Raw genomic sequence first — 23,639 nt, 5'->3', positions numbered from 1 at the left:
GGCCCGTCAACGACTACCCCGAAAGCGAATTCCCCAGTCGCGCATTGCCGCACGTCACACAGTGGGGAACAACGGGTCTCATCATCGGCCCGCAGAAATCGTATCGTTGTCTCGCCCCTCGGCGGACGAACATGCCGCCGAGTCGCTTGCTCGTCCCCTGAATCAGCGTGCGCACAGCACAGTACGCACAGCACAGTAGTAGGAGGTGCGAAAATGGCACGACGACGCATCCGAGCAATGACCATGATCGCGGCGGCGACACCACTGGCCGCGGCCCTGGTAGCCCTTCCGGCTGCCCCCGCTCAAGCCGCCCAAGGAGACCTGACCTGCTCGGCAACCTTCGATCTCACCCTCGATCCGCCGCTGCGGGCCGGTGGCACCGCGAGTGTCTCGATCAGCGGCAACCTCGACAACTGCACATCACCCAACGGCCGATACACCAGCATCCGCTCGGGCACACTGACCGGCACGGGCTCGGCCACCGCCACCGCCGGGGGCTTCAATCCGTGCAGGTTGCTTGTCACCGCGAACGGAAACGGCACGATCGACTGGTCCTCGGGTAGCGACAGCACCTTCGCCTGGCGGATCACCCCCGACCCGATCACCGGAATGTCGTTCAGCGCCAACGTAACCGGCGGCCAGCTGAACGGTGACACGATCACCGTGGTCCCACGGAGTGCGCAACCCAACCAGGGCTGCGCCACCAACGGCCTGTCGAACCTCGCCGTCACCGCGCAGGTGGCGTTCAACTGATTCCGAACACGCGATAGCACCCGTCGCCTCGCGGCGGGTGCCCGCGTAAGAGGCGGATCAAACGCGCGTCCGACGAGCGAAGAGCCCTGCGGCGCAGACGTATCCGACGATGGCGAGGCCGACCGACCACGCCACCGCGAGCCCCACGCTGTTCCGCGATTCGGCACCGACGAGCAGACTGCGGAGCGTATCGATCACCGGCGTCGCGGGCTGATGCTCAGCGAAACCGCGCAGCCACGACGGCATGGTGTCGGTCGGCACGAACGCGCTGCTGATGTACGGGATGAACATGATCGCGTAGGTGAATCCCCCTGCCGCCTCGGGGTTTTGCGCCAGTAGCCCCAACGCGACCGCCACCCAGGTAATCGCGTGCACGAACAACACGATCACCGCGACGGCCGCGACCCACGCGAAAAGCCCAGCACTCGAACGGAATCCGAGGATCACACCGACCACCAGCACAATGGCCACGGCGATAATGTTGCGCGCCACACCCTCCCCCACATGCCCCGCCAACAGCGCCTGCCGGAAAATCGGCAACGTCCGAAACCGGTCCACCGCACCGGTCCGCAGATCCGTGGCCACCGCCGTGGCGGTGATCGACGCCCCGAAGCCCGTGCACAACAAGATGATCCCCGGAATCACATAGTCGATGTACGGGCCGTGCACCTGGATCGCACCACCGAAGACATACACGAACAGCAGCATGATCAGCACCGGCAGCAACAGCGAGATCAACAGCGTGTCCCGGCTGCGCACCGTGTGCCGCACCGCACGCCGGAACATGACAGCGGAATCAGTGAAAGCCGTCGCCGGCCGGCTCATGCCACCGCCGCGGTCCGGCTCCGGACTCGGTAGCTCATCCCGCCGCCGCCTCGACGATGTCGGCCGTCCGGGTCGTCGCGTCCGAGTGCGATTGCAGCTCTCCCGCAAGGTTTTTCGCCCGTTGCGCGGTCGCCGGGTCGAGCAGCGTCCGCACCCCGGCCGCCAGCCGGTCGCTGTCGAGCTTGCGGAAGTCCAGGTGCGCCCCGACGCCGAGGCGCTCGACCTGCCCGCCCCACATGGGCTGATCGAACGACACCGAACACACCATTGTCGGCAGTCCGGCGCGCAAGCTCTCGAAGGTGGTGCCGATGCCGCCGTGGTGGACGGCGGCCGCGCAGACCGGGAAGACGATGTCGTGCGCCACCGGGCCGACGACCTTGATCCGCGAGCTGGTCTGCGCGTCGGCGGCGGCCAGATCACTCCAGCCCGCGCTCACCAAGCCGCGGATGCCGAGGCGGCCGCACACCTCCTCGACCATCGCGAGCACCGCGTGGGTGTCCCGGATGGGCATGCTGCCGAAGCCGAAATACACCGGCGGCTCGCCCTCGCCGATCCAGGCGATCACCTCACCATGGTCGGCGGCCAGCTCGCCCAGCGCCTCTCGCGCGGTCCGTTCCAGCGGCAGGAAGCCGACGAGCGGCCTGCGCGCGCCCCACTCCTCGGCCAGGCCGGGCACCAGGGCGGGGTCGTAGATCTGTACCTCGGGCACACCCCGGCGTTCGAGGACGGCGGCCGGGCTGGCGGCCGAGCGCGGTAAGCCGAGTTCGCGCCGGAGTTGGTTGAGGTACCGCATGAAGACGACGCGGCGCAGATTCTCGGCGAGCAGCCAGGTGGCCCGGTTCACCGCGGCGGGCGGGCGCCAGTTCGCGGGCAGCGCGCCGGGGAACGGATACGCGGAGTTCTTCCGGCAGGGGAATCCGTGCAGCGACACCAGTGGCACCCGCATCGCCTCGGCGACCGAGGCGGCCCGGTCCTCGGTGAGCATTGTCGACACGATGACGTCCGCGCCCTCGCAGACGCCGATCACCTCGCGGTTCATCTGTTCGGCGTAGTCGGCCATCTGCTTGCCCACCAGCTGCATCAGCCGGAAGCTGCTGCCCGCGGCCAGTGCCTTCTGGCCTTCGTCGGAGGAGTAGAGCTGCTGCACGTCCGGGCCGCAGGTCACGGCGGCGAGGCCGGTTCGGGTGGCGAAGTCGACCAGGTTGGGCGGCGCGCCGAGGAGCACGTCGTGGCCGCGCCTGCGCAGTTCGAGTCCGAGCGCCACCGCGGGTTGCACGTCGCCGCGGGTGCCCGTCAGCGGAATCGCCACTTTCATGCCAGCTCCTGTACTCGGCGGGCAACCCCGCGATCGTTGCGCGAATGAGCGCCGCGTCGGCGACTCATCGTTCTTCCAGCATGCACGCGTCGCACATGTCCGTACCGTGGTCCCATGCACGTCGCGTTGTTCACGGACTTCCATCCCGCGACCCTCGGCGGGATCCAGACCTCGGTACATGCCCAGCGTCGTGGGCTCGAACGGCTCGGCCATCGCGTCACCGTGTTCACCGCGCCCACGCCGGAATCTACCGAACCGGACCCGAACGTGGTGGTCCTTTCCGCGCTCGGGGGCGTCGTGGTGAACGGTTTCGCCATGGTGCTGCCGACACCGGCGAACACCCGGTTGATCGATGCGGCCTTCGCCGAGCGCGGCCCGATCGACGTCGTGCACACCCAGACCACCTACGGCGTCGCCATCGCCGGACTCCGGGCCGCCCGCCGCCACGGCATCCCCGTGGTGCACACCGTGCACAGCCGCGACGACGTCTTCATCGCCAATACCTCCCCCGTGCCGTACCTCTCCGCGCTCACCATGCGCGCCCTGCACGGCCGTTTCGTCTCCCATCGCGGACATATGCCGCGCAACAACGAGTCCCGAGCGGCCCGGCACGCCTGGCGCACCATGGTCGCCCAAGCCCGAGCCGCCGACCGGGTGATCGTGCCGACCCGGCACTTCGCCGAGCGCATCCTGGCGCACGGGCTGGACCGGCCGACGCAGGTGATCTCCAATGGCATCGACGACGAACTCCTCGACAATGCGCAGGCTTCGGCGCTGCCCGAAGACAGTTCGGTACGCAACGGTCCGCTGCGAGTCCTCTGGTGCGCCAGGCTATCCGGTGAGAAGCGGCTGCTCGAAGCCATCGAAGCGGTGCGGCTGGTCGAGAACTGCACCTTCGACATCTACGGCACCGGCGATCTGTGGGACCGGGCACGGGCGATGATCGACACGGCCGGTCTGGGCGAGCGGGTACGGCTGCACGGCGCGGTGAGTCAGGCGGACTGCCTGGCCGCGATGGCGACGCACGACGTATTGCTGTTCCCTTCTTCGGGTTTCGATACTCAGGGCATGGCGCTACTGGAGGCAGTGGCGATGCGGCTGCCGGTCGTCTACTGCGATCCGGATCTGGCGGAGACGGTGCCGGACGGCGGTGGCGTGTGTACGCCGAATCCTTCGGTGGCCGCGATCGCCGGTACGCTGCGCGAACTCGCCGATGAGCCGGAACAATTGGCGCCGATGCGCAAGATCCTCACCGAGCGCGCCGATGCCGCACGGCAGTCACGCCTCACCGAAGCGATCCTCTCGATCTACACCGACCTGGTCGGAGGTGCCGAACCCGCCATGCCGCATCCTGTTCCGAATGTCCCCACCGCTCCCGGACGCCTGCCCCTGCTCGGCCACAGCGTGCTGGCGCTGCGGGACGGACTGAAGTTCGTGACATCGCTGGCCGAGGTCGGCCCGATCGTCCGGATCTATCTCGGCCCGCGACCGGCCTACGTCCTCACCACACCGGAGCTCATCCGCGAGGTGAGCTTCGGTGAGGCAGGCGAATTCCATCGCGAGGAGTTGCGCGACGCGATCCAGGAGGTCATTCGCGGCGCGTCCAACGTGCTCAGCGGCAAACCGCACGAGCTGCGCCGCCGCATGATCGCGCCCGCGCTGCGCCAGCGCCGGTTGAACGAATACGCCGTGGTGGCCGCCGGTCTCGCGAACGCCTGGTCGAATTCGCTACGCCCGGGCCAGCAGGTGAATCTGGTGGACGAGGCCCACCGGCTCGTCCTCGACACCATCTCCTCGACCCTGTTCACCGCCGACTTCGGCGCGGATGCGAAACGTGAAGTCCAGCAGAACATCCCGTGGCTGCTCGGGCAGGTGATCCAGCGCGCCGCGCTGCCGCCACCGGTGCGCCGCCTGCGGTTGATCGCCAACCGCCGGTTCACCACCAAGTCCCGTCGGCTGCGGGCCGAGATCGGCGCCGTGGTCGCCGAATACCGCCGTGCCGACCGGGATTTCCACGATGTGCTCTCCGCGCTGGTCCAGCACAGCGACCCGGAGACCGGCACCCGCCTCTCCGACGAGGAGATCATCGATGAGCTGCTGCTGATGCTCGCCGCCGGAGTCGGCTCGACCGCGTCCATCCTCGGCTGGGTATGGCACGAGGTCATGCGTAATCCGGACATCGCCGACGAATTACACCGCGAGCTGGCCGATTTCGTCGGCGCTGCCCCGGTGACCCCCGACCATGTCGCGCGGCTGCCCTATCTGCGACTGGTCGTGCTGGAAACACTGCGTTTCTGGGGGCCGTGGGTCAGCACGCACACCGCCGACGGCCCGGTGACCTTGGGCGGCACCACGCTGCCCGACGGCGCCATGGTCGTTTTCAGCCCCTACATGATTCACCACAATCCGCACTACTACCCGAACCCGGAGTCCTTCGACCCCGATCGCTGGTTCCCCGGCCGTGTCGAGGAGATCGACAAGAAGGCCATCCTGCCGTTCGGGGTCGGCATCCGGCACTGTCCAGGCAACAACTTCGCGCTGATGACCATCACCCTCGCCACCGCGGCCCTGTTCGCCCGCTGGCAGCCGGTCGCCGATCCGGACTATCAGGTAAAGCCGTCGAACCGCGATTTTGTCGCTTCCCCGTCCCGACTTCCGGTGGTCCTGCATGCCCGATGAATTCGGTACCGCCACCTCGTCGGCACCGGCATGGACAACAGCGCTCCGACTAGGCTGGCCAAGTCTCGTTCGTCGGCCAGGGAGGAGTCGCATGGCTTCCCGTGAACCGAGAATGCCGCCGCAAGCGGTGATCCGCGCGGTAGAGCTGGTACGCAACGGTTTAGCGCTCGCTTATCGCAAACTGGTGCCGGGTCACGTCGCGACGATGGAGCTGCTCGCCGCCGGTTGGCTGACCCAGGCGATCCATGCCGCCGCCGAACTCGGTGTCGCCGATGCCCTCGCCGACCGGCCGCGGACCGGCGCCGAACTGGCGGCGCGGGTCGGGGCCGACGAGCAGGCGCTGCGTCGGCTGCTCCGACTGCTCATCAGTCACGGGATCTTCACCGAGCGCCGGGACGGTAGGTACGCGCTCACGCCGATGGCGCGAGCGCTGCGGCGCGACGCCGACGTCTCGCTACGCGACGCCGCCCTGTTCTTCGGCTCCCCGATCCACCGGGACAACTGGTCGCATCTCGTCGACGCGGTGCGCACCGGTAAGCCGGTGGGCGAAGCGCTGCACGGCATGTCGTTCTTCGACCACGTGCGGGCCGACCGGAAATTCGGCACGCTGTTCGACAACGCGATGACCAGCATCGGCAGCCTCGGGCTGGAACCCGTACTCGCGGCCTACGACTTCACTCGCTTCGGCACCGTGGTCGATGTGGGCGGCGGCGACGGCACGCTGCTCGCCGAAATCCTGCGCCGCGCACCACAATCCCAGGGCGTCCTGCTGGAGCTACCCGGGGTGGTCGAGTCGGCGACAACTCGCCTGGCCGATCTCGGCCTGATCGACCGCTGCACGATCGAACGCGGATCCTTCTTCGACTCGGTCCCGCAGGGCGGCGACGCCTACCTCCTCAAACACGTCCTGCACGACTGGCCGGAAGACGACGCGGGCCGGATCCTGGCCGCCGTCCGCGCCGCGATGAAACCCGCTGCCCGCCTGCTGATCATCGAACTGGTCGTGCCGGAGAACACCCGCCCGCATCCGGGAAAGTTCGTCGACCTGGAAATGCTCATCAACACCGGTGGCCGCGAACGCACTGCAGCCGAATACCGAAGGTTACTGGCACGCTGCGGTTTCACGCTCACCAACGTGATACCGACCGCGTCCCCGGACAACATTCTCGAGGCCGAGCCTGCTTAACGCGTCAACACCCCGGCAACGACCGTGGTGACGACCTTGCTGACGGCCTCGGCCTCCGGTGGTGTGCCTTTCCGATCGGCGAACAGCAGATGTCCCGCCCCGATCAGGGTGGGAGCGAGCACAGCTACGTCGGCGTCCGCCGCGATACGCCCCTGCGCTCGCTCGGCGGCGAGGTAGGCGGCGATCATCGCTGTCGCTTCCGCCAGTAGCGGCACACCGGTCGGCCTGGCCTGACGGAGCCTGGCGCGCAACTCATCCCGGAACGTGACGAGGCTGACGATGGCCACGGCGACCGATCCGAACACGGTAGTCAGCGCAGCGGTGAGGTTGCCTACGACAGTGCCGGTTCCGGCGGACTCGCGCAGGGCAGCCGCCTGCTGGTCGATCCGCGCGATACGGTCCAGCACGAGCTCGGCCAGGAAGGCGTCGAAGTCGGCGAAGTGCCGGTGCAGCACCCCCTTGGCACAGCCCGCGGTCGCGGTGACCGCCCGGCTGGTCAGCGCACTCGGCCCGTCCTGCACCAGAATTCGCTCGGCGGCATCGAACAACTGCTCGCGCACATCGCGCATCGCCACACCTGTTGGCACCGTGTACTTCTCCTCGCTTCGCCAGCCCGAACGGTTGAAAGTGGGCATGTGCCCACTTATAGTGGGCACATGCCCACTATACCGCCGGGGGCATCGCCCCTCCCCCAGCAAGAGTCTCATCGACTGCGCGAAGTGGCGGAGTCGTTCGGTGTGGACCCCGACCGCTACGACCGGTCCAGACCGCGCTACCCCGACGCCATGGTGGCGGCGATCGTCGCCGCCAGCCCAGGCCGCGATTTCCTCGACGTCGGCATCGGCACCGGCATCGTCGCTCGCCAGTTCCAAGCCGCCGGTTGCACGGTCCTCGGCGTCGAACCCGACGACCGCATGGCCGAATTCGCCCGTCGCAGCGGCACCGAGGTCGAGGTGGCCACCTTCGAAGCCTGGGATCCCAGGGGCCGGACCTTCGACACCGTCGTCTCCGGGCAGGCCTGGCACTGGGTGGACCCCGTCGCGGGCGCGACGAAGGCGGCCGAGGTCCTGCGGCCCGGCGGCCAGTTGGCCGTGTTCTGGAACGTGAATCAGCCGCCACCCGAGCTGGCGGAGGCATTCGCCGAGGTCTACCGACGGGTGCTGCCGGACTCACCCGTCGCCCGCTTGGCCGCGACTCCCGTCCCCGACGTATATGCGACGATGGGCGACACAGCATCCGAAGGTATCCGCCGCACAAGCGCTTTCGGCGAGCCGGAGCTGCGCCGATTCGATTGGCACCAGTCCTACACCCGCGACGAATGGCTGGAACTGTCGGCCACTACCGGCATCACCACCCGGCTCCCGCATGCAGTGCTGAACGAAGTACTGACCGGCCTCGGCGCCGCGATCGATGCGGTAGGCGGCACCTTTACAACGCAGTACACCGCGGCGATCGTTACGGCGGTACGAACCGCCGACGAGCAGTCGCGCGATTCCCCTACCGTGGCCAGCGGTGACACAGGAAGCTGACGTCCTTCGCCTGGTCCGTGCAGTGCTCTGGCCGAAACTACCGGTTGGCAGCCAGCAGGACCAACGACTACCTCGGCGACACGAAAGCGCGGGTATTTATGCCGAGCGCGGTGCTCGATATGCAGGAGGCCCGCATCGGCTGACCGACCGAGGAGGGCGCCGAATCGGTGCCCGAGTACGGCCCCACTATCTGGGCGTCCGGCGTGGCCGGGAGGGTGATGCCGAGGCACTCGACCTCCAGGACGGACGTGCCGTCGCCCTCGTGACAGCGCGCGACGGCATCGGTCACGCCGCGATCGATGAAGCAGGCCCCCGGGTCGGCCGCGACGGTATCGGCTCGCCCGATCACGAGGCCGCAGGCGAGCAGGACCAGGCCGCCACCTCCGACGATTCGCTGTAGCGCGGTACTCACATGAATCCCTTCCTCAGCGCATATACAACCCTTCGTCCGGCACCGGCCCGGACCACCGCATCGGCATCAATGCCTATCGCCTATCGTCCTCTGCCGTATTTCACCAGAACCGAGCCTGACCCGAGGAGGACACGACGGTGGCGCACCTGGACGTTTTCCCGTCCGGCTACGGCAGGGCCAGGGCCTGGCCGATCAGCGCGAGATAGAGGGCGAGGATGAAGACCACCGCGGGTAGCACCGGGTAGTCGACGCGGTCACTGCGCAGGAATCTCACCGCCCCGAACGCCGGAATCAGCAGCAACGGCACAGGCAGCCAGCCGAGGAGCGACGACGGCAGTGAATACTCCCACGGCCGGACGAGCACGAGAGCACACAGCACGGCGGCACCCGCGCACAGCACGGCCGCCGCGGTGCTGCCCTTGTCACCCAGCGCATTCGAGTAGAGCAGCTCGTCGGGCCGACGTTCGCGGGACGTCTTCCTGGCGAACTCGAACTGAAGGAACGCACCGGCGAAGATGACGGCCACCGCCGCTGCCTGCCAGTGCGCGCGCACCTCGCCGGTGTCGATCGCCGACACCACGACGTAACCGGTGACGAGCAGCTGCACCGGATAGGTGACGACCAGATTCACCAGTATGTTGGTCCGCACGGTGGCGAACAGCCGTTCGAAGCCCCACAGCGCCAGACCGTAAGCCATTGCGACAGCGATCATTACGGCCGAACCCACGGACAGGGCGAGACTGCCCGCGACAGCGCCGATCGCGATGAGAGCCATGGCGGCACGCAACTCGACGGCACTCACCGCACCGGTCACCAGCGGACGGTCCGGATTGTGCACCCGGTCGTATTCGAGGTCCTTCTGCTCGTCGACCATCCGAAGGTACAGCAGGACGAACGCGACGACCGCGATCCGGACGACGGTCGCCGAGGTCGGACGCCACGGCGAATCCGGCTGCGTCACAAGCGAAGCCGTGCCCTCCAGGGCGAGCACCCACAGCACGCCGTACAGCAGGTAGTGCGGCTTGTACATCACCGCGGTGAACCGGGCGATCCGCGTGACGGACACCAGCGGCCGGGTCACACCCATCGATCCCACATGGTCACCTCGGCGGCCGGGGTCCGCCGACCGGGCGCGTCGCTACCGGGCAACAGATGCGCGACCGGGACCATGGCCACCTGGGTCACCTCGTCGAACGGGATGCCCAACAGCTCCGCGATCTCCCGTTCGTAGGCCAGGTGCGCCGTTGTCAGGCACGATCCGAGACCACGCGCGCGCAGCGCGAGCATGAAGTTCCATACCGCCGGATAGACCGAACCGTAGAAGCTCGCCAGCCGCAGCGCCGACGCGGGCTCCGGCAGTCGGCCCAGCGAGCAGACGATCACCAGAGCGGGCACCTCGGCCAGATGCTCCGCGAGATACTGCCCGGAGGCGAGGTCGCCGAGTTGGTCGGGTCGCGGTGTGCGGCCGGAAAGGTTGGCGGCGAACCCTTTCCGGTAGTAGCCCGCGATCCGTTCCTTGGTATCGCCGTCCTGCACGATGAGGAATCGCCACGGCTGCCGATTGCTGCCGCTGGGCGCCTGGACCGCGATATCCAGGCACTCCAGCAGATCCCGCCGCTCGACCGGGCGGGACAGGTCGAGGCGGCGGCGGATCGATCGGGTGGTGGTGAGCAGTTCGGTGCCCGTCAACGGCCTGCCTCCGGTCCCTCGGCGCCGAAACCCAGTTCGTCGTCGGCGAATTCGAGATCGACCTCGGCCGCTACCGCGTCGGCCTGTCGGATCTCGCAGTGGATCACCGTCCGGTCGGCCTGCTGGCCGGTGATCTCGGCAACGCATTCCGCTGGACGGTCCAACTCCACGAAGCGCTCGAAAGCGCTACCGACGCATTCCAATCGGGGCGCGCGGTGCAGCACCATGGCCAACGCGGTCTGCCGGCACGCCTCGATCAGCAGGCTGCCCGGCACGTGGTCGAGCTGGTGATCGAACAGGAACGGGTGGCCGAGATCGGGGACGAGCAGCGCGCGAGCGGTGGTCCCGGACAGTTGCGGCGGGGCGATCACGACATTGCGCCAGTTCTCCCGCCCGACGTCGGCCGAGGCGGCGCGGTCGGTGAGCGCGGACGCACCCCGATACGGCCCGAGCCCAAGGCTTTTCCGGAAGGCGCCGCGCAGCGAGGACCACTGCCGCTGGGTCATCCACGAGAACGAACCGTCCACGGTCATCATCGACTCGTCGCCGCAGTCGATTTCCAGCACCATGTCCAGCCCGTGCACGGTCTCGCCGCGCACGTGCCGCCGCGGTACCCGCACCCGCATCACGAGATCGGCGGGCGCGGTGCCGACTTCCCACGCGGGCGTATCCGCGCCGGTGCCGTTGAAGGTGCGCACGATGAACGCCATATCGGCGGGCACCCCGTAGAACTCGTGGCTCAGCGCGATCGCGGCCTGCCGGGCGGCCTCCATCACCAGCAGCGGATCGTGGCGCAGGGCAAGCGACCCGGTGTGGTCGCCGTAATAGGCGTGCATTCTCGGTAATTGGGCGCCGACCACGAACTCGTCCTCGGCCACCGTGTCCAGCGAGGTGACGAACACCTCGGACACCGCGCACCGGTGCGCCAGCTCGCGCGAGATGGTGCGGAGATGGGTTGCTGTCTTCACCGTTTCCACGTTCGCCGTCACGGTCGTTCCTCCAGCCAGTCTTGCGCGGATACCGGTCGCAGCGTTTGCGGCTGCGTACCGACCCGCATCGGGAGTACATAGGACCCGAGCACGATGACCGACCAGGGATCGAGTTCCCGGCCGTCGGCCCACGCGGAATACAGCAGGCGGGCGCACTCCGCGTCGTCCTGCGGGTCGAAACCGGGTGGGGCCGTCGAACCGGTCCGCTCGAGGTCGCGCAGGATCCGTTCGACCGCGGTGGCGCGGTCGAAGCTGCGAGCGGGTGCCTGCGCGTAGAGGTCGTCCGCGATCACCAGGGCGTCGGCGGAGCGATCGTCGCCCGTCCCCGCCTGTGCGACCACCGTCGCCCGGCTCCGCTCGTCCAGATAGATGGCGAGCTCCCGCAGCACATCGGCGGGATCGTCGGGCGAATGCACCAGATTCAGCAGATAGTTGTGGCGGCCGAGCAGATAGCGCAGCTCGCCGGGCTTGCGTTTGCGCGGATCGGTCGCGCCCTTGGCCTCGGTGAGGCGCACCGGGACCGGCAGTTCCGCGTCCACGCCGCGGACCACCAGCACCAGCACGTCCGAGATGCCCACCAGCAGGTCGGCCAACCGCCTGCGTTCGGGCGAGGCGATATTCCAGGCGAAGTACCACAGCGCGCGGGCGAAATGCCGATCGACCGCGACCCGGAAGGCAGCCACGACCCGGAAGTTATTGTCCGCCAGCCATTTCAGCGTCGGCTCGACCGATCTGGCAACAATGGCATCCGGCTTGAGCAGCAGCAGTGAGTGCTCCCTGGCGAATTTCGCGGCGTCGACGCCGAGGCGGTCCAGATGCTCGACAGTCTCCTGCACATAGGTGTCGTCGACATAGGCCGCCACCTTCTCCGGCTGCGGCGTCAGCGCGGCGAGCAGCTCGCGCAGCGGCGGAATCATCGGTCCACCCCGCCGAAGTCGTTGCCGGCCAGCACTTCTTCGATCGACGGCAGCGGCACGCCGAGATAGCCGGATTCGAGACAGTAGTCCAGCAGCACCCGCAGATACTCCTTGCCGGTCGAGGGAGACGGTTTACCGAGCAGCACTTCGACATTCGCCGTGCCGAAGACCAGACGGCGCTCGAAGTAACTGGTGTAGAGCGAGCCGATGCGCAGGTAGTACTCCCGCTCGATGGCGTCGAGATCGTTGACGTCGAAGGTCGCCGCGGGCACGAAGGTGGCGACTTCGAAGGAGGGATATTCGGCGAGGACATCCGATACCTCACGCAGCGACAGCGTGTCCTGGCCGACCGCGTGGAAGGTGCGGTGATGCGCCGAGTCGAAATCCAGTACGGCCGCGGCGATCACATCGGCGACATGATCGACCGGCGCCAGCGAGAGCGTCGCGTCGTACCGTCCGGGCAGCGACCGCAACTTGCCCTCGACCATCAGTTTGACGACGGTGTAGAGGTTCTTGTACTCGCGGATCACGCCGGTTCCGGTCGCGCCGGTCACGATGCCCGGCCGCACGATCGCCCAGCGCAAGCCCTGTGCCCCGGCCGCACGCACCAGCTGTTCGGCCCGGAACTTGCTCTCCTCGTAGCCGTTTCCGAAGGTCTGGCCCGCGTCGAGGTCATCCTCGGTGATGGTGCCACCGCGCCGTCCGCACACGTAGGCGGTGCTGACATGCACGAGCGGCACATCCCACGCCTGCGCGAGCGCGATGGCGTTGGCGGTGCCGCGCACATTGAGTTCTTCGTAGTCCGTCGCCGTGGCATCGAACGCCGTGGTGGCAGCGCAGTGCACGATCATGCCGACGCGTTCGGACAGGTCCACGCGATCACGCTCGGACAGTCGGAATCCCGGGCTGCGAATGTCACCGGCGACCTGGCTGCCCGCGCCGAGGACGGTGCCGTCATTGCGAACGATGCGCGAATTGCTGTGCAGCACAGCGGCGACCGGTCGGCTGGCGGCGGCCAGGCGGGCTACGACTTCCGCACCGACCAATCCTGTCGCACCGGTGACCAACACGGTGTCGCGCCCACTCATGACCGGCCGCCCTCGGCCAGGGAACCCGAAATCAAACCGATGACCTCACCGACCCGCCGCACACCGACGAGTTGCTCCGGCTTGTAGCGCGGCAGGTCGAACGCCCGCTCCAGTACGACGGTGAGCTCCATCAACCGCAGCGAGTCGAAGCCCAGGTCCTCGATGAGCCGTTGACCATCGTCGGTTGCTGCCTGCGGGTTCGGCGCCATGGCGGTGACCAGGGTGCGCACCCGCTCGGCGACTGCGGCGTCGGCTACGGCGGTCATGACCGGACCCCTTCGTCGCGCAGATGTGGTTGCTGCCCGCCGGAGGCCAGCAGGTCTCGGGCCTCGTCCAGGGGCAGCTCGGTGTCGAGATAGCCTGCGACGCGCAGCCAGTCGTAGCCGATGGCCAGGGTGCGCCGCCACTGTTCGCGCGAGTCGAACGAGGCCGGGAATCCGGTTGCGTCCGGGTCCGCGGCGACGGAGCGCACCAGCGTCACGAAATCGTCCAGGACCGCGACGCCTGCCAGCGTGTCACCGCCGTTGGCGATAATCTCCGAGAACCGCATCCGTCCGGCGGTTTCCAGCCGCGCGAGCAGATCGTCACGGCCTTTGGCGTGCGGTGGCAGGATGCGGCGCAAAGTCGCTATCGGCGCGACATCGGCCGGTAGCGGGTGAATACCGAAGGCGGACAACACCACCCGCACGCCCATGGCGACCATCCGGTGCGCCGCGATATCGGCGACCGCCCCCTGCCCATCCTTGACGGCGCCCGCCAGGTCCTCACGGGCGTTCTCCAGCACGATGTTCGACCACACCAGGTTCAGCGCGCACTCGGTGAAACGGCGGGCCGGCAGTGGCGACAACGTCGCGATCGCATCCTCGCGCGCCGCGCCGGACACGCCGAGAGCGGGCGCCAGCGCGGACGCCACCGGGGTGTACGGCCGCACCGGTTTGCACATGGCGAGCGCGGGCATGAGCACTTCGCCACGCCGCCACTGCAATCCGACGAAACCGAGCCGAAGGAACTCGGCCAGTTCGGCGGTGATGTCGTGCGTTGCGCGGGCGAGCACTGCGGCGAGCGAATGGCGGAATACCACCGAGCGCCAAGCGCGAGCACCGCTGTCCGAAAGCGCGAACACCTCACTGTCACCACGGATGACATGCACCCGCTTGCCGATCGTCCAAGTCGTCACCTCGGGCACCCTGGCGAACAGGAGCTGGTCAGGATCATCGACGACGTCCGCGACCCCCAGCGCCTCGGCGAGTTCGAGAAGCTGCGCCCAGGTCGCCTGCTCGGACAGCGCCCGCGCCCGCGCATCGCCGAGCACACCCGGCAGCGCGTCACCGTGGGTCCGCGTCGTATCGTCGCCCGCCCACGCACCGGGATCGCTGAGATCGCGGTAGCGGTCGATGAGTTCGTCGCCGCCGATCCGATCCAGCTGCTGCGGCAGCCATTTGGTCTCCAGATAGCTTTCGCCACGGCGCGCGGCCCAGCCCTTCATGGCTTGGAGCAAGCCGTCGCGCACCCAGCCGATCGCTTCGTCGCGCGCCCGCAGCGCGCGCAGCGCGCCCGCGTACCGCAGCGCATGCACAGCCCTGGCGAACCACCAGTCGGCGATCAGTGTCGTAAAAGTGGCGTGCGGCAGCAGCGCACGCAAGGCATCGACGTCGGGTCCGCCGCGACGGACCACCGTCGCCCGCAGGAAACGCTGACACCGGTTGAGCAGGTCTTCCGCCAGCTCCGACACCTTCGCGGCTTTCGCCACCTGTTCGAGCTGCCGACGCAGCTGCGCCTCGGAGCGGGTGCGCACCTCCACCCGGCGGCCGTCGATGAACAGCACCGTGGGCAACGTCGGCAGTTCCTCGTCGCCGGGTGCGAGCACGAGGAAGTCCACGTCGGACCCCTCGTTGCCGAATCCCTCGGCCAGCGATCCCTCGAACAACACCGTCGAATCCGCGGGCACCGCCACGCTTTCCAGTGCATGGTCGAGCAGCTGGCGAACCCGTTCGGCCGCCAGTGTCGGCTCGGGCCCGTCGGCAACCACTCGATTCGGGCTCTCGCCGGAACGGCCGGGAGGTTCGTGGACGACCGCATCCGCCAGCGCGCCGCCGCGGAACTGCTCCCACATATGCCGCCTGCGCGGCTTACCGCTGGAGGTACGTCGGATGATGCCGCGCGGGCCGGTGACGATAGTGACTGTCTGCGCGGGGCCCAGTTCGCTGCGAATGATCTTGCGCGCCTCGGAAATCCAATCGCCCGGCTTGGATTCGGCGAACAGCGCGATCCCCTGCTCGCCCGGTTCGGTGATCGCCACGGCGGCGAGTTTGCCCTTGGTGAGCCCGGTTTCCTGGGCAACCCGCGATTCGATGTCCTCCATGAACACCGACCGGCCGCGCACCTTCAGGCTCGAGCCCATCCGGCCGAGCACGAAAACCTCGCCGCGATGCAGGAATCCGGCATCACCGGAGTACAGCGCGCCGTCCACGATCCGGGTGGACGCGGTATCGGACTCGTCGGAATAGCCCAGCGCCACCGAGTCCCCGACCACCACCATCTCGCCGAGTGTGCCGTCCGCCAGCACCCGACCTTCCTCGTCGACCACCGTGACGGTCGATTCCGGAGTCGAGTAGCCGAGCCCGGTGATCCACCCCGCGCCGTCGACGCGGTGCGAGTCATCGAGCAACTGCTCTTCCAGGACCGTGACGGGTTCGCCGAACCGCAGCGTCGCGGTGTCGAGGCGCAACGCGGTGATGGGGCGATGCCGCGCCGAGGAGGTCACCATCAGCGTCGCCTCCGCCAACCCGTAGGCCAGCGTGTAGGCGTCCATCGAAAATCCGCGCGGGCCGGTGAGTTTCGCGAACGACTGGAGATCGGCCACCTCCACCGGCTCGGATCCGACGGCGAGCGTGCGCCAGCCGGACAGGTCGAGGTCGGCGATCTCCTCGGGCGAAACCCGATGCGCCACATAGCCGAGCGCGAACGACGGCGACGGTGCGTGCTGGGCCTGCGCCATCGCCCGCAGCCAGCGCACGGGTTCGCGGACGAACTGGTCCGGGCGCATCAGGTACAGGTCTCCCTGGTTGGTGACGGTGGTGAGGAACGCACCGACCAAACCCATGTCGTGATAGAGCGGCAGCCAGGACACCATCGCCTCGCCGCGGCGCCACTCGACCAGCGCGGAGATCATCGCGATGTTGTTCGCCAGGTTGTGCCAGCTCACCCGCACGCCGCGCGGGGCGGCGGTGGACCCGGAGGTGAATTGCAGTAGCGCGCACTCGTCGGGCGCGCCGAATACCCGCTCGGCGGGCGGGCACGGATTCAGCGTCGCCGCGTCGATCACCAGCGGTTCGTCGGTGCGTCCGGCCGCCGTCGCCGCCTGCCGCACCAATTGCTCGAATTCGGTCGAGGTGACCACCAGCCGGGGATTCGCCTGGGTCAGGATCGCGGCGATGTGCGCGATGATCTGATCCAGGTCACCGAACATCGGCGGTGCGACCGGCGTGAACACCCCGCCGCACGCCCACACCGCGTAGAACGCGGCAACACAGGGAAAGCCGGTCGGCATGATGACGCAGGCGCCGTCGCCGCTGCCCATCCCGTGCTGCCGCATCAGTGCGGCGATGGACCAGGTCTGCTCGGCCAGTTCGGCGTAGCTCCGGTACTCCCAGCCGTCGGCCTCGTCGGCCAGATGGATCCCGGCCTGTCCGGCCGGGTTGGCTAGCCAATCACGGACGGCCGCAACGTCTTTGTCATGATCCATCGCGGACATCTCCTTCGGCCAGCACGGTAACGGTCCCATGGGTGCCATCGACCCGAATCCGCATACCGGTCCGGACCCGTTTGGTCACGTCTTTCACCTGCACCACCGTCGGCACCCCGAGTTCCCGCGCCACGATGGCGACGTGGGTGAGCGGACTGCCGCGCTCGATGACCAGGGCCGACGCGGAGGGCAGTGCGGCCACCCAGCCGGGATCGGTCCGGTAAGCCACCAGGATGCCACCTGCGACGTCGCGTGGCTCGTCCACGACGACGGCTGTCCCCTCGACGAGCCCGGACGCCGACGGCGTACCCGCGAGCACGGTCCCCGCCTCGGCGGCCGGGGTGTCGGTGATCGGCACCCAGCCCTGGCTCGCCAGTTCGGCGCGGCCGAACGTCGACCCGATGGTGACGAACCGGGCCGGAGCCACCAACTCGGCGTCCTTGGCGCGCTGAGCCTTTCGTGCGGCGACGAGCTCGCGCAGCACGGCGGTGTCGGCATCTTCGTAGCAGCCGCGCAGCTCCTGCACGGTCAGGTAGAAGACATCGGCGAACTCGTCGATGACGCCGCGCTCGGCCAGGTCGCGACCCATCACCCGGATCATCCGTTTGACCATGCCGAAGGCCCTGGTCCGGCAGAACCGCAGCCGTTCGCGGTGTGCGGCGCACCGGGAAACCTTGCCGCGCAGCCGTTCATAGATCCGCCGCCGGAAGCCGTGCAGGTGCGCGTCGAGATATTCCTCGGCTTCGTCGCGGTGCCCGAGCGGCGCGTCCGGCAGGGCGCTGCGCAACATGACGAACAGGCTCGCCGGATCTTCGCGCAGGTCCGGTGTTTCCAGCTTGAGCTCGTCCAGGCTGCGGTAGCCGTAGCGATCGACGTAGGCGTCGACCTCGGCACGGAAGTCCGGGCGGTCCGCCAGCGCCGGGTAGATCTGTTCCGGCGCGGTCGAATTCACCAGTGCGGTCAGTTCCGGGTCGGCACGCACCTTGTCGGCGAGTGCCTTCATCGCACGGGCGGGTTCGGCGGATTCGACATCGGCGCCGGGGCCGACCACCGCGTACAGGAACCACTCCGGCGCCTTCGGCAACAGCAGTTTGGTTAGCAGGAACATCAATCCGGTGCAGGTCAGCAGGATAGCGTCGAGCACCATCAGCGGGCCCCAGCGCTCGACCAGGTCGCGGTCCACCTTTCGGTATGCCGCGTACGCTTGCGCGCCGGTCAGGGTGGTGTAGTCGATGGCCTCGTATTCGTCGTAGACGCGATAGAAGTCGGTCATGAACTGTTCGACGATGTCATCTATGCCGAACAGGCGCCGCAGATAGGTCAGGGTGGTCACCGACCGCGACCGCAACCGGCGCACCGGGTTGTCGAAGGTGAACGGGCGCAATGTCTTCGCGATGTCGTCGGGCAGCGGCTCGTCCACGCCGAGCGCGGCCTCCAGCACCTTGCGATTCAGCGGATAGCCCGGCGCGATGCCCACCATCCGGTACCAGTGCAGCAGGTTGTAGTAGACGCGGCCGTGAAAGTAGCCGAGCAGCACCGGAGTCCACTGCTCGGTCTGCCGCAACTGCTCGTCGGGTACCCGCAGTGATTTCGCGTAGCCGTGGTACACACGGCCGTAGATGTCGGCGGCGGTCGTGTAGGTCAGCGGCGAGGTGAGACCGTTGAAGCTCTCGATGATGTTGGAGTTGTCCCAGATTCGTTGTTCGCCATCCGGAACGACCTCGCCCGCACCACGGATCAGCGCGCCGGGCCGGACACCGAGCGCCGTGGTGATCGGCCGCGATTGCAGGAACCAGAGCCCGTCGTCGTCGATCGCCCACTCCACGTCCTGCGGCGCATCGAATTCCGCCTCCACCTTGCGCCCGAGTTCGGCCACCTCGGCGATCTCGGCGTCGGTCAGCACGGGCAGTTCCCGCCGCGCCGGGTCGATCACGCTGATGGCACAGCCCTGATCGCCCGCGAGCACATACGAGCGGTCCTTGTCGCCCACCACGGTTTCCAGCACCGCACCGGAGGATTTGTCCACCACCACCGAATCCGCGTCCACCGCGCCGGACACCAGGCCCTCACCGAGCCCGTAGACCGCGCTGATGACCAGTTCGTCGCGCGCGCCGCTGATCGGATTCGCGGTGAACATGACACCGCTGGCCCGCGCCACGATCAGGCGTTGCAGCACAACGGCGACCGCGGTCGCCCTCGGCCGCTTGTTCGCGAAGGCGTAGCGGAGCGATCGCTCGGAGAATGCCGACGCCCAGCAGTCGCGCACCCGGTCCAGCACCGCGTCGACGCCGTTGACGTTCAGGAAGGAATCGAACTGGCCCGCATACGAGTGCTCCGGCCCGTCCTCCGCGACGACGGACGAACGCACCGCGATAGGCCCGCCGCCGAGCCGCTCGTAGGCGTCGGCGATCAGCTCGCGAATCTCCTGCGGCAACGGTGTCGCACCGATCCGGGCGCGCACTTCAGCGCCCGCTACGAGCGCCGCGTCGAGCTCGTCCGGCGCTGTGACCTCTGTCACTGCCCGCTCGAGATCGCCTTCGGCGGTGAAACGCGCGAAGACATCGGTGCCGAGAACGGTCCAGTCCGGAACCCGAAACCCGCACTGCCCCAAACGGTGCAAGCCGCGCGCTTTACCGCCGCCAACGGCGGCGATCGTCGCGATATCGGTCCACGGTCCAAGCACCTGCACGGCATGCTCCCATTCACCCCTGGTCGTCGTCCGGAGCACAGTGCTCCGGCACGGGTGGGCCGAGCAAACTAAAGGGGTTGTTTGGATATATCCGAGAATTCACCGCAGTGTTAGCCCACAATCCTAGGTGCTCGGTGCGGCGACCGCCGTCGCCCGCGGCTGCCGTTAAGCTACGAAGCAGTTCCGGTGGGTTCGGTGAGGATGTGATTCGGGCGGTGAGTTGGACCTTCAGTCCGGACGAGTTCGCCCACGTCTGGCGCGAAACCGACCTCGATCGGCACCCGTATCCGCTCCGCATTCTGGAAACCCCGCGCACCGAGGACGAGGCCGATCGGCTGCGCGCCACCCTCGACGAACGGCTGCCACTCGGCGCCGACCCCGACTTGAGCGCCTGCCTGCGCATCCTTGCGGCACCGCACACCCGGATCGTCGCGATCGGCGGCGCGCACACCGCGGGCAGCGAGATCCGGCTGCTCGCCGCGGCGATCTACGACCGGGCCGTGCTCGCCGTGCAGGAGCCGGGCTCGTCCCCGGATTTCGGCGGGCGGGTGCGCCTCACGATCGGGCACAGCGGCAAATTGGGCGCCCGGATCGCGGGTCTGCTGCCGGACACCCCGCCCGGCCGGGAACCGGCCAGGGTGGCACCGACAGCGGCCGTTCGCGACGAGGAGGTCGTGGTCGCGCAACAGCCGACCGCGCCTCGCATCCGCAAGCTGCTGCTGAAACCGCATAGCGCGGAAGGCCATATCCGGATCGAGTCCCGGCTGAACCACCCGACCCCGGCACCGCCGATCCACTACACCTGGTTCGATGTCCAGGGCGACGGCCGCTACCTCATCAGAGCGGGCGCGGAAGTTCACATCACCCCCGCCTCCGCCGAACAGATCGCCGCGCAACTACAGAAGCGCATTCAGGCATGAACCCGTTCTTCGATGCCAACCGATAACCACTGCTGCCCGTTGGCTCCGCTTCGGGCTAGTCTGAGGCTGACCGACCATCTCAGGGGTGTGCGATGACGATCGAGACCAGCCGAGCCGATATCGTCCGGTTCAAGCAAGCGGCCCAGGCAGGCACCGTCCAATTCGATCCGGCGGCGGCGCGACGATGCGCCGAGATGTACGACCGGCAGGCTGAGCGGTTGATCTACCTGCAACAACGTCTCGAAACCGCCGCGGAACTCGGCGGATTCGGCGGATTCGTCTCGGCCCAGCAATTACAGGCCGGGTTCAATCACAAGGCGCGGGATGCCGCGGCGTTGCTGGATCACTACATCGAGGCTGCCTACCGGCTGAAGGAGGCCTTCCTGATCAGCGGCGGGCTGCTCGACGAGGCCGACGCCGCCAACGCCGCCGCCCTGCGGGCCGTCGCATCGAGGCTCCCCCGATGAGCGGCACCGATCCCGACTACATCAGCTCGATGGAGCACTTCGAGTCGATGCGGCACGAAGAGATCTACGCGAAGACCCAGCAGATCAACGCCGCCGAGGTGCTGCAAGCCTCGGTCGCCTGGCTGGAGGTGGCGGCCACGCTCAGCACCTCGTTCCCGCTCACCCGCGGCAGCGTGGACCGGGTGATGAACTCGATGGAGTGGAAGGGTGCGGCGGCCGACGCCGCGTACGCGAGCACGCACAGTTTCGCGTCCTCGGTGGACGAACTCGCCGCGATCATGGGTCAGGTCGGCGCCCGGCTCGGCGGCGTCGCCGCGGCGGCGGAAGCGGTCAAGATCGCGGTGGCACCGCCTGGCTCGTCCGGTCCGATCGGCGCTGTCGCGCGACTACTCGAGGCGGCGCACGTCATCGACGCGAAGATGGCCGAGGAGGCGATGCGCCAAGAGGCGGTGCTGGCGATGAACATGGTCTACAAACCGGCCTACGGGATGGCGGGCAAAGCCGTTCCCGCGCTGCCGCCGCCACCCGAGTTGCCCACCGACGTCAAGCCCGCGCCGTTCGTGCCTCAGCAGCAACGGACGGTGCCGCCGAGCGAGCCGGAGTACACGCCGCAGCAGCCGAGTCAGCCGGACGGCAAGCAACCGAACGTCGCTCCGACCGTGCCCGGACCCGCACCGTCGGCACCGGAATCGCAAGCGCCACCGAGCACGACGACTCCGCCGCGGCCCGTGCCGGACCCGACGCCAACTCCAACTCCGACTTCACCCCCGACGACTCAGCAGGCGCCACCTTCCGCGACGCCGACTCCGGAAGCGCCACCGACTCAGCAGGCGCCTCCGCCACCGCCGACCACCCAGGCACCACCGCCCCCACCGCCGACCACCCAGGCACCGCCTGCCCCGCCGACCGAGCAAGCCCCTCCCCTACCGGAGCCCCCTGCTCAGCCACCTCTGCCCGAACCGCCACCCCAACCGCCGTTCCCCGGCCCGGCGGAACCGCCTGTGCCCCTTCCGGATCCGGGCGGTCAGCCAGGTGTCACCGGCCCGATACCGGAGGAAGACGAACAGCCGCAACCTCCGTCGACCACCAACCAACCCGGCGTGGTCCCCTCGCAGAAGTGAACGTGAGCGCGCCGACTCCTGTTGGCGCGCAACACAACTCGCACCGGGTGGCAGCCGCGTGCAGCGTGCGGCAACCGGCTCCGAGCTCGTCGCGCTGGAGCCGTCCGGCGGGTTTCGGTGCGGCTAGACCTTCACCAGGTCGTCGGCGTGAATCACCGGGCGCTGCATAGTGTCCGGCAGTTCCGCGGTGGAACGCCCGAGCATGCCGGACAGCTCGGTGCTGTCATAAGCGACGACACCGCGGGCGACGACACTATTGTCACTGCCCACGAGATCGACGACATCACCACCGTAGAACCGCCCACGCAATCCGGTGATACCCGCCGCGAGCAGCGAACGCCGGTCCGCGACAGCACGCACCGCGCCGTCGTCGATGAGCAGCGCCCCACGACTGTCGGCAGCGTGCCGGACCCAGAACTTGCGGGCGGACAAGCGAACCGGCCTCGCCGCGAACGCCGTACCCACTTTGCCGCTGGTCAACGCCTCCGCGGCGGAGGTGGCCGCGGCGAGCAGTACGGGAACGCCCGCGTCGGCGGCGAGCCGCGCAGCGGACAACTTCGAGGCCATCCCGCCGGTACCGAGCGCCCCACCGCTGCCCGCGATCACGCCGTCCAGGTCGGCACTGCTGCGCACCTCGGGAATGAAGCTTGCCGCACCCTTGCGCGGGTCGCCGTCATAAAGTCCCTCCACATCCGACAGCAGCACGAGTGCGTCGGCCCCCACCAGATGGGCGACCAGCGCGGCGAGCCGGTCGTTGTCGCCGAACCGGATCTCTTCCGTTGCGACGGTGTCGTTTTCGTTCACCACGGCGATCGCGCCGAGCGACCGCAGCCGATCCAGCGTGCGCTGCGCGTTGCGGTGGTGCTCGCGGCGCGCGAAATCGTCCGCGCTCAACAGGACTTGGCCGACCGTGCGGCCGTAGCGCGCGAACGAGGTGCCCCACGCGTGCGCCAATGCCAGCTGACCGACACTCGCGGCAGCCTGCTTGGTGGCGAGGTCCCGCGGGCGGGTGCTCAGGCCGAGCGGCGCGATACCCGCGCCGATCGCGCCCGAAGACACCACCACCACATCGGATCCCGCGCGCATCCGCGCCTCTACCGCATCGGCGAGCCGATCGAGGCGCGCGGTGTCGAGCCCACCCGCCAAGCTGGTGAGCGCCGACGATCCGATCTTCACGACCACCCGGCGCGCCGAGGCGATCGCTCGCCGCGCCTCACTCAGCTCCGAATCCACCTCGGTAACACCCGAATTCACCGTCATAGCCCCTGAACTCCCTGCACAGCAATCGAATCCGCCGAACCAGTCGTCCCGGCCG

20 protein-coding genes are annotated in these 23,639 nt (G+C 68.3%); 7 read left to right on the top strand and 13 right to left on the bottom strand.

The features are described from left to right. The first annotated feature begins 213 nt into the window (after positions 1-213). A complete protein-coding gene (locus ACFK0J_RS09870; RefSeq protein ID WP_378738637.1) occupies positions 214-753 on the top strand; it encodes a hypothetical protein in 540 nt (179 codons plus the stop codon). Between the two features lie 57 nt (positions 754-810). On the opposite strand, the gene ACFK0J_RS09865 is transcribed toward ACFK0J_RS09870, so the two are convergent. Together ACFK0J_RS09865 and ACFK0J_RS09860 are read right to left on the bottom strand one after the other, a co-directional pair. After that, positions 811-1,578: an ABC transporter permease gene (locus tag ACFK0J_RS09865; protein ID WP_378738635.1), complete on the bottom strand. Its 768-nt coding sequence runs from the start codon at positions 1,576-1,578 to the stop codon at positions 811-813. A 34-nt stretch (positions 1,579-1,612) separates the two neighbouring features. Beyond that, positions 1,613-2,893 (bottom strand): glycosyltransferase, encoded by a 1,281-nt coding sequence (locus tag ACFK0J_RS09860; protein ID WP_378738633.1) that lies wholly within the window; start codon positions 2,891-2,893, stop codon positions 1,613-1,615. A 114-nt stretch (positions 2,894-3,007) separates the two neighbouring features. Between ACFK0J_RS09860 and ACFK0J_RS09855 the strand changes: the two genes are divergently transcribed. Next, the gene (locus ACFK0J_RS09855) at positions 3,008-5,572 is read left to right on the top strand and encodes a cytochrome P450 (protein ID WP_378738631.1); all 2,565 of its coding nucleotides are present in this window, start codon (positions 3,008-3,010) and stop codon (positions 5,570-5,572) included. Between the two features lie 91 nt (positions 5,573-5,663). Further along, positions 5,664-6,758, top strand: a complete 1,095-nt coding sequence (locus tag ACFK0J_RS09850; RefSeq protein ID WP_378738629.1) for a methyltransferase — start codon at positions 5,664-5,666, stop codon at positions 6,756-6,758. Here ACFK0J_RS09850 and ACFK0J_RS09845 read toward each other — a convergent pair. Further along, entirely contained in the window at positions 6,755-7,393 is a 639-nt protein-coding gene (locus tag ACFK0J_RS09845) for a TetR/AcrR family transcriptional regulator (protein WP_378738627.1), read from the bottom strand. The two genes, ACFK0J_RS09850 and ACFK0J_RS09845, sit on opposite strands and share 4 nt — an antisense overlap. Positions 7,394-7,414: 21 nt before the next feature. Here ACFK0J_RS09845 and ACFK0J_RS09840 point away from each other — a divergent pair, with 21 nt between their 5' ends. Beyond that, on the top strand, positions 7,415-8,287 hold the full coding sequence (locus tag ACFK0J_RS09840) for a class I SAM-dependent methyltransferase (RefSeq protein ID WP_378738624.1): 873 nt from the start codon (positions 7,415-7,417) through the stop codon (positions 8,285-8,287). Between the two features lie 67 nt (positions 8,288-8,354). On the opposite strand, the gene ACFK0J_RS09835 is transcribed toward ACFK0J_RS09840, so the two are convergent. The 9 genes from ACFK0J_RS09835 to ACFK0J_RS09795 all read right to left on the bottom strand — a co-directional run bounded on the left by ACFK0J_RS09835 (position 8,355) and on the right by ACFK0J_RS09795 (position 19,816). After that, the gene (locus ACFK0J_RS09835; RefSeq protein ID WP_378738622.1) at positions 8,355-8,699 is read right to left on the bottom strand and encodes a hypothetical protein; all 345 of its coding nucleotides are present in this window, start codon (positions 8,697-8,699) and stop codon (positions 8,355-8,357) included. Between the two features lie 166 nt (positions 8,700-8,865). Continuing rightward, positions 8,866-9,786: a hypothetical protein gene (locus ACFK0J_RS09830; RefSeq protein ID WP_378742731.1), complete on the bottom strand. Its 921-nt coding sequence runs from the start codon at positions 9,784-9,786 to the stop codon at positions 8,866-8,868. Beyond that, on the bottom strand, positions 9,777-10,388 hold the full coding sequence (locus ACFK0J_RS09825) for a nitroreductase family protein (RefSeq protein WP_378738620.1): 612 nt from the start codon (positions 10,386-10,388) through the stop codon (positions 9,777-9,779). The genes ACFK0J_RS09830 and ACFK0J_RS09825 overlap by 10 nt, the downstream gene beginning before the upstream one ends. Beyond that, positions 10,385-11,377: a ScbA/BarX family gamma-butyrolactone biosynthesis protein gene (locus tag ACFK0J_RS09820; protein ID WP_378738618.1), complete on the bottom strand. Its 993-nt coding sequence runs from the start codon at positions 11,375-11,377 to the stop codon at positions 10,385-10,387. The genes ACFK0J_RS09825 and ACFK0J_RS09820 overlap by 4 nt, the downstream gene beginning before the upstream one ends. Next, positions 11,374-12,294, bottom strand: a complete 921-nt coding sequence (locus ACFK0J_RS09815) for a nucleoside-diphosphate kinase (RefSeq protein WP_378738616.1) — start codon at positions 12,292-12,294, stop codon at positions 11,374-11,376. Before ACFK0J_RS09815 ends, ACFK0J_RS09820 begins: the two co-directional genes overlap by 4 nt. Beyond that, positions 12,291-13,382, bottom strand: a complete 1,092-nt coding sequence (locus ACFK0J_RS09810) for an SDR family oxidoreductase (protein WP_378738614.1) — start codon at positions 13,380-13,382, stop codon at positions 12,291-12,293. The genes ACFK0J_RS09815 and ACFK0J_RS09810 overlap by 4 nt, the downstream gene beginning before the upstream one ends. After that, the gene (locus tag ACFK0J_RS09805) at positions 13,379-13,648 is read right to left on the bottom strand and encodes an acyl carrier protein (protein ID WP_378738612.1); all 270 of its coding nucleotides are present in this window, start codon (positions 13,646-13,648) and stop codon (positions 13,379-13,381) included. The genes ACFK0J_RS09810 and ACFK0J_RS09805 overlap by 4 nt, the downstream gene beginning before the upstream one ends. Further along, positions 13,645-17,127, bottom strand: coding sequence for an AMP-binding protein (locus ACFK0J_RS09800; RefSeq protein ID WP_378738610.1), 3,483 nt, complete (start codon positions 17,125-17,127; stop codon positions 13,645-13,647). Before ACFK0J_RS09800 ends, ACFK0J_RS09805 begins: the two co-directional genes overlap by 4 nt. Continuing rightward, on the bottom strand, positions 17,117-19,816 hold the full coding sequence (locus ACFK0J_RS09795; protein WP_378738608.1) for a phosphoenolpyruvate synthase: 2,700 nt from the start codon (positions 19,814-19,816) through the stop codon (positions 17,117-17,119). The genes ACFK0J_RS09800 and ACFK0J_RS09795 overlap by 11 nt, the downstream gene beginning before the upstream one ends. A gap of 215 nt (positions 19,817-20,031) precedes the next feature. Here ACFK0J_RS09795 and ACFK0J_RS09790 point away from each other — a divergent pair, with 215 nt between their 5' ends. The 3 genes from ACFK0J_RS09790 (at position 20,032) to ACFK0J_RS09780 (ending at position 22,324) form a co-directional block, all read left to right on the top strand. Then, the gene (locus ACFK0J_RS09790; protein ID WP_378738606.1) at positions 20,032-20,736 is read left to right on the top strand and encodes an ESX secretion-associated protein EspG; all 705 of its coding nucleotides are present in this window, start codon (positions 20,032-20,034) and stop codon (positions 20,734-20,736) included. 92 nt (positions 20,737-20,828) lie between these two features. After that, a complete protein-coding gene (locus tag ACFK0J_RS09785; protein ID WP_218475235.1) occupies positions 20,829-21,203 on the top strand; it encodes a hypothetical protein in 375 nt (124 codons plus the stop codon). Next, positions 21,200-22,324 (top strand): hypothetical protein, encoded by a 1,125-nt coding sequence (locus ACFK0J_RS09780; protein WP_378738604.1) that lies wholly within the window; start codon positions 21,200-21,202, stop codon positions 22,322-22,324. Before ACFK0J_RS09785 ends, ACFK0J_RS09780 begins: the two co-directional genes overlap by 4 nt. Before the next feature lie 123 nt (positions 22,325-22,447). Here ACFK0J_RS09780 and proB read toward each other — a convergent pair whose 3' ends face one another. After that, positions 22,448-23,545: a glutamate 5-kinase gene (proB, locus tag ACFK0J_RS09775; protein ID WP_378742729.1), complete on the bottom strand. Its 1,098-nt coding sequence runs from the start codon at positions 23,543-23,545 to the stop codon at positions 22,448-22,450. Between the last annotated feature and the right edge of the window lie 94 nt (positions 23,546-23,639).

The sequence above is a fragment of the Nocardia brasiliensis genome, from assembly GCF_042691675.1.
GTDB lineage: Bacteria > Actinomycetota > Actinomycetes > Mycobacteriales > Mycobacteriaceae > Nocardia > Nocardia brasiliensis_D.
The sequence above is the reverse complement of the archived record's forward strand: the minus strand, read 5'-3'. Positions and strand labels throughout refer to the sequence as shown.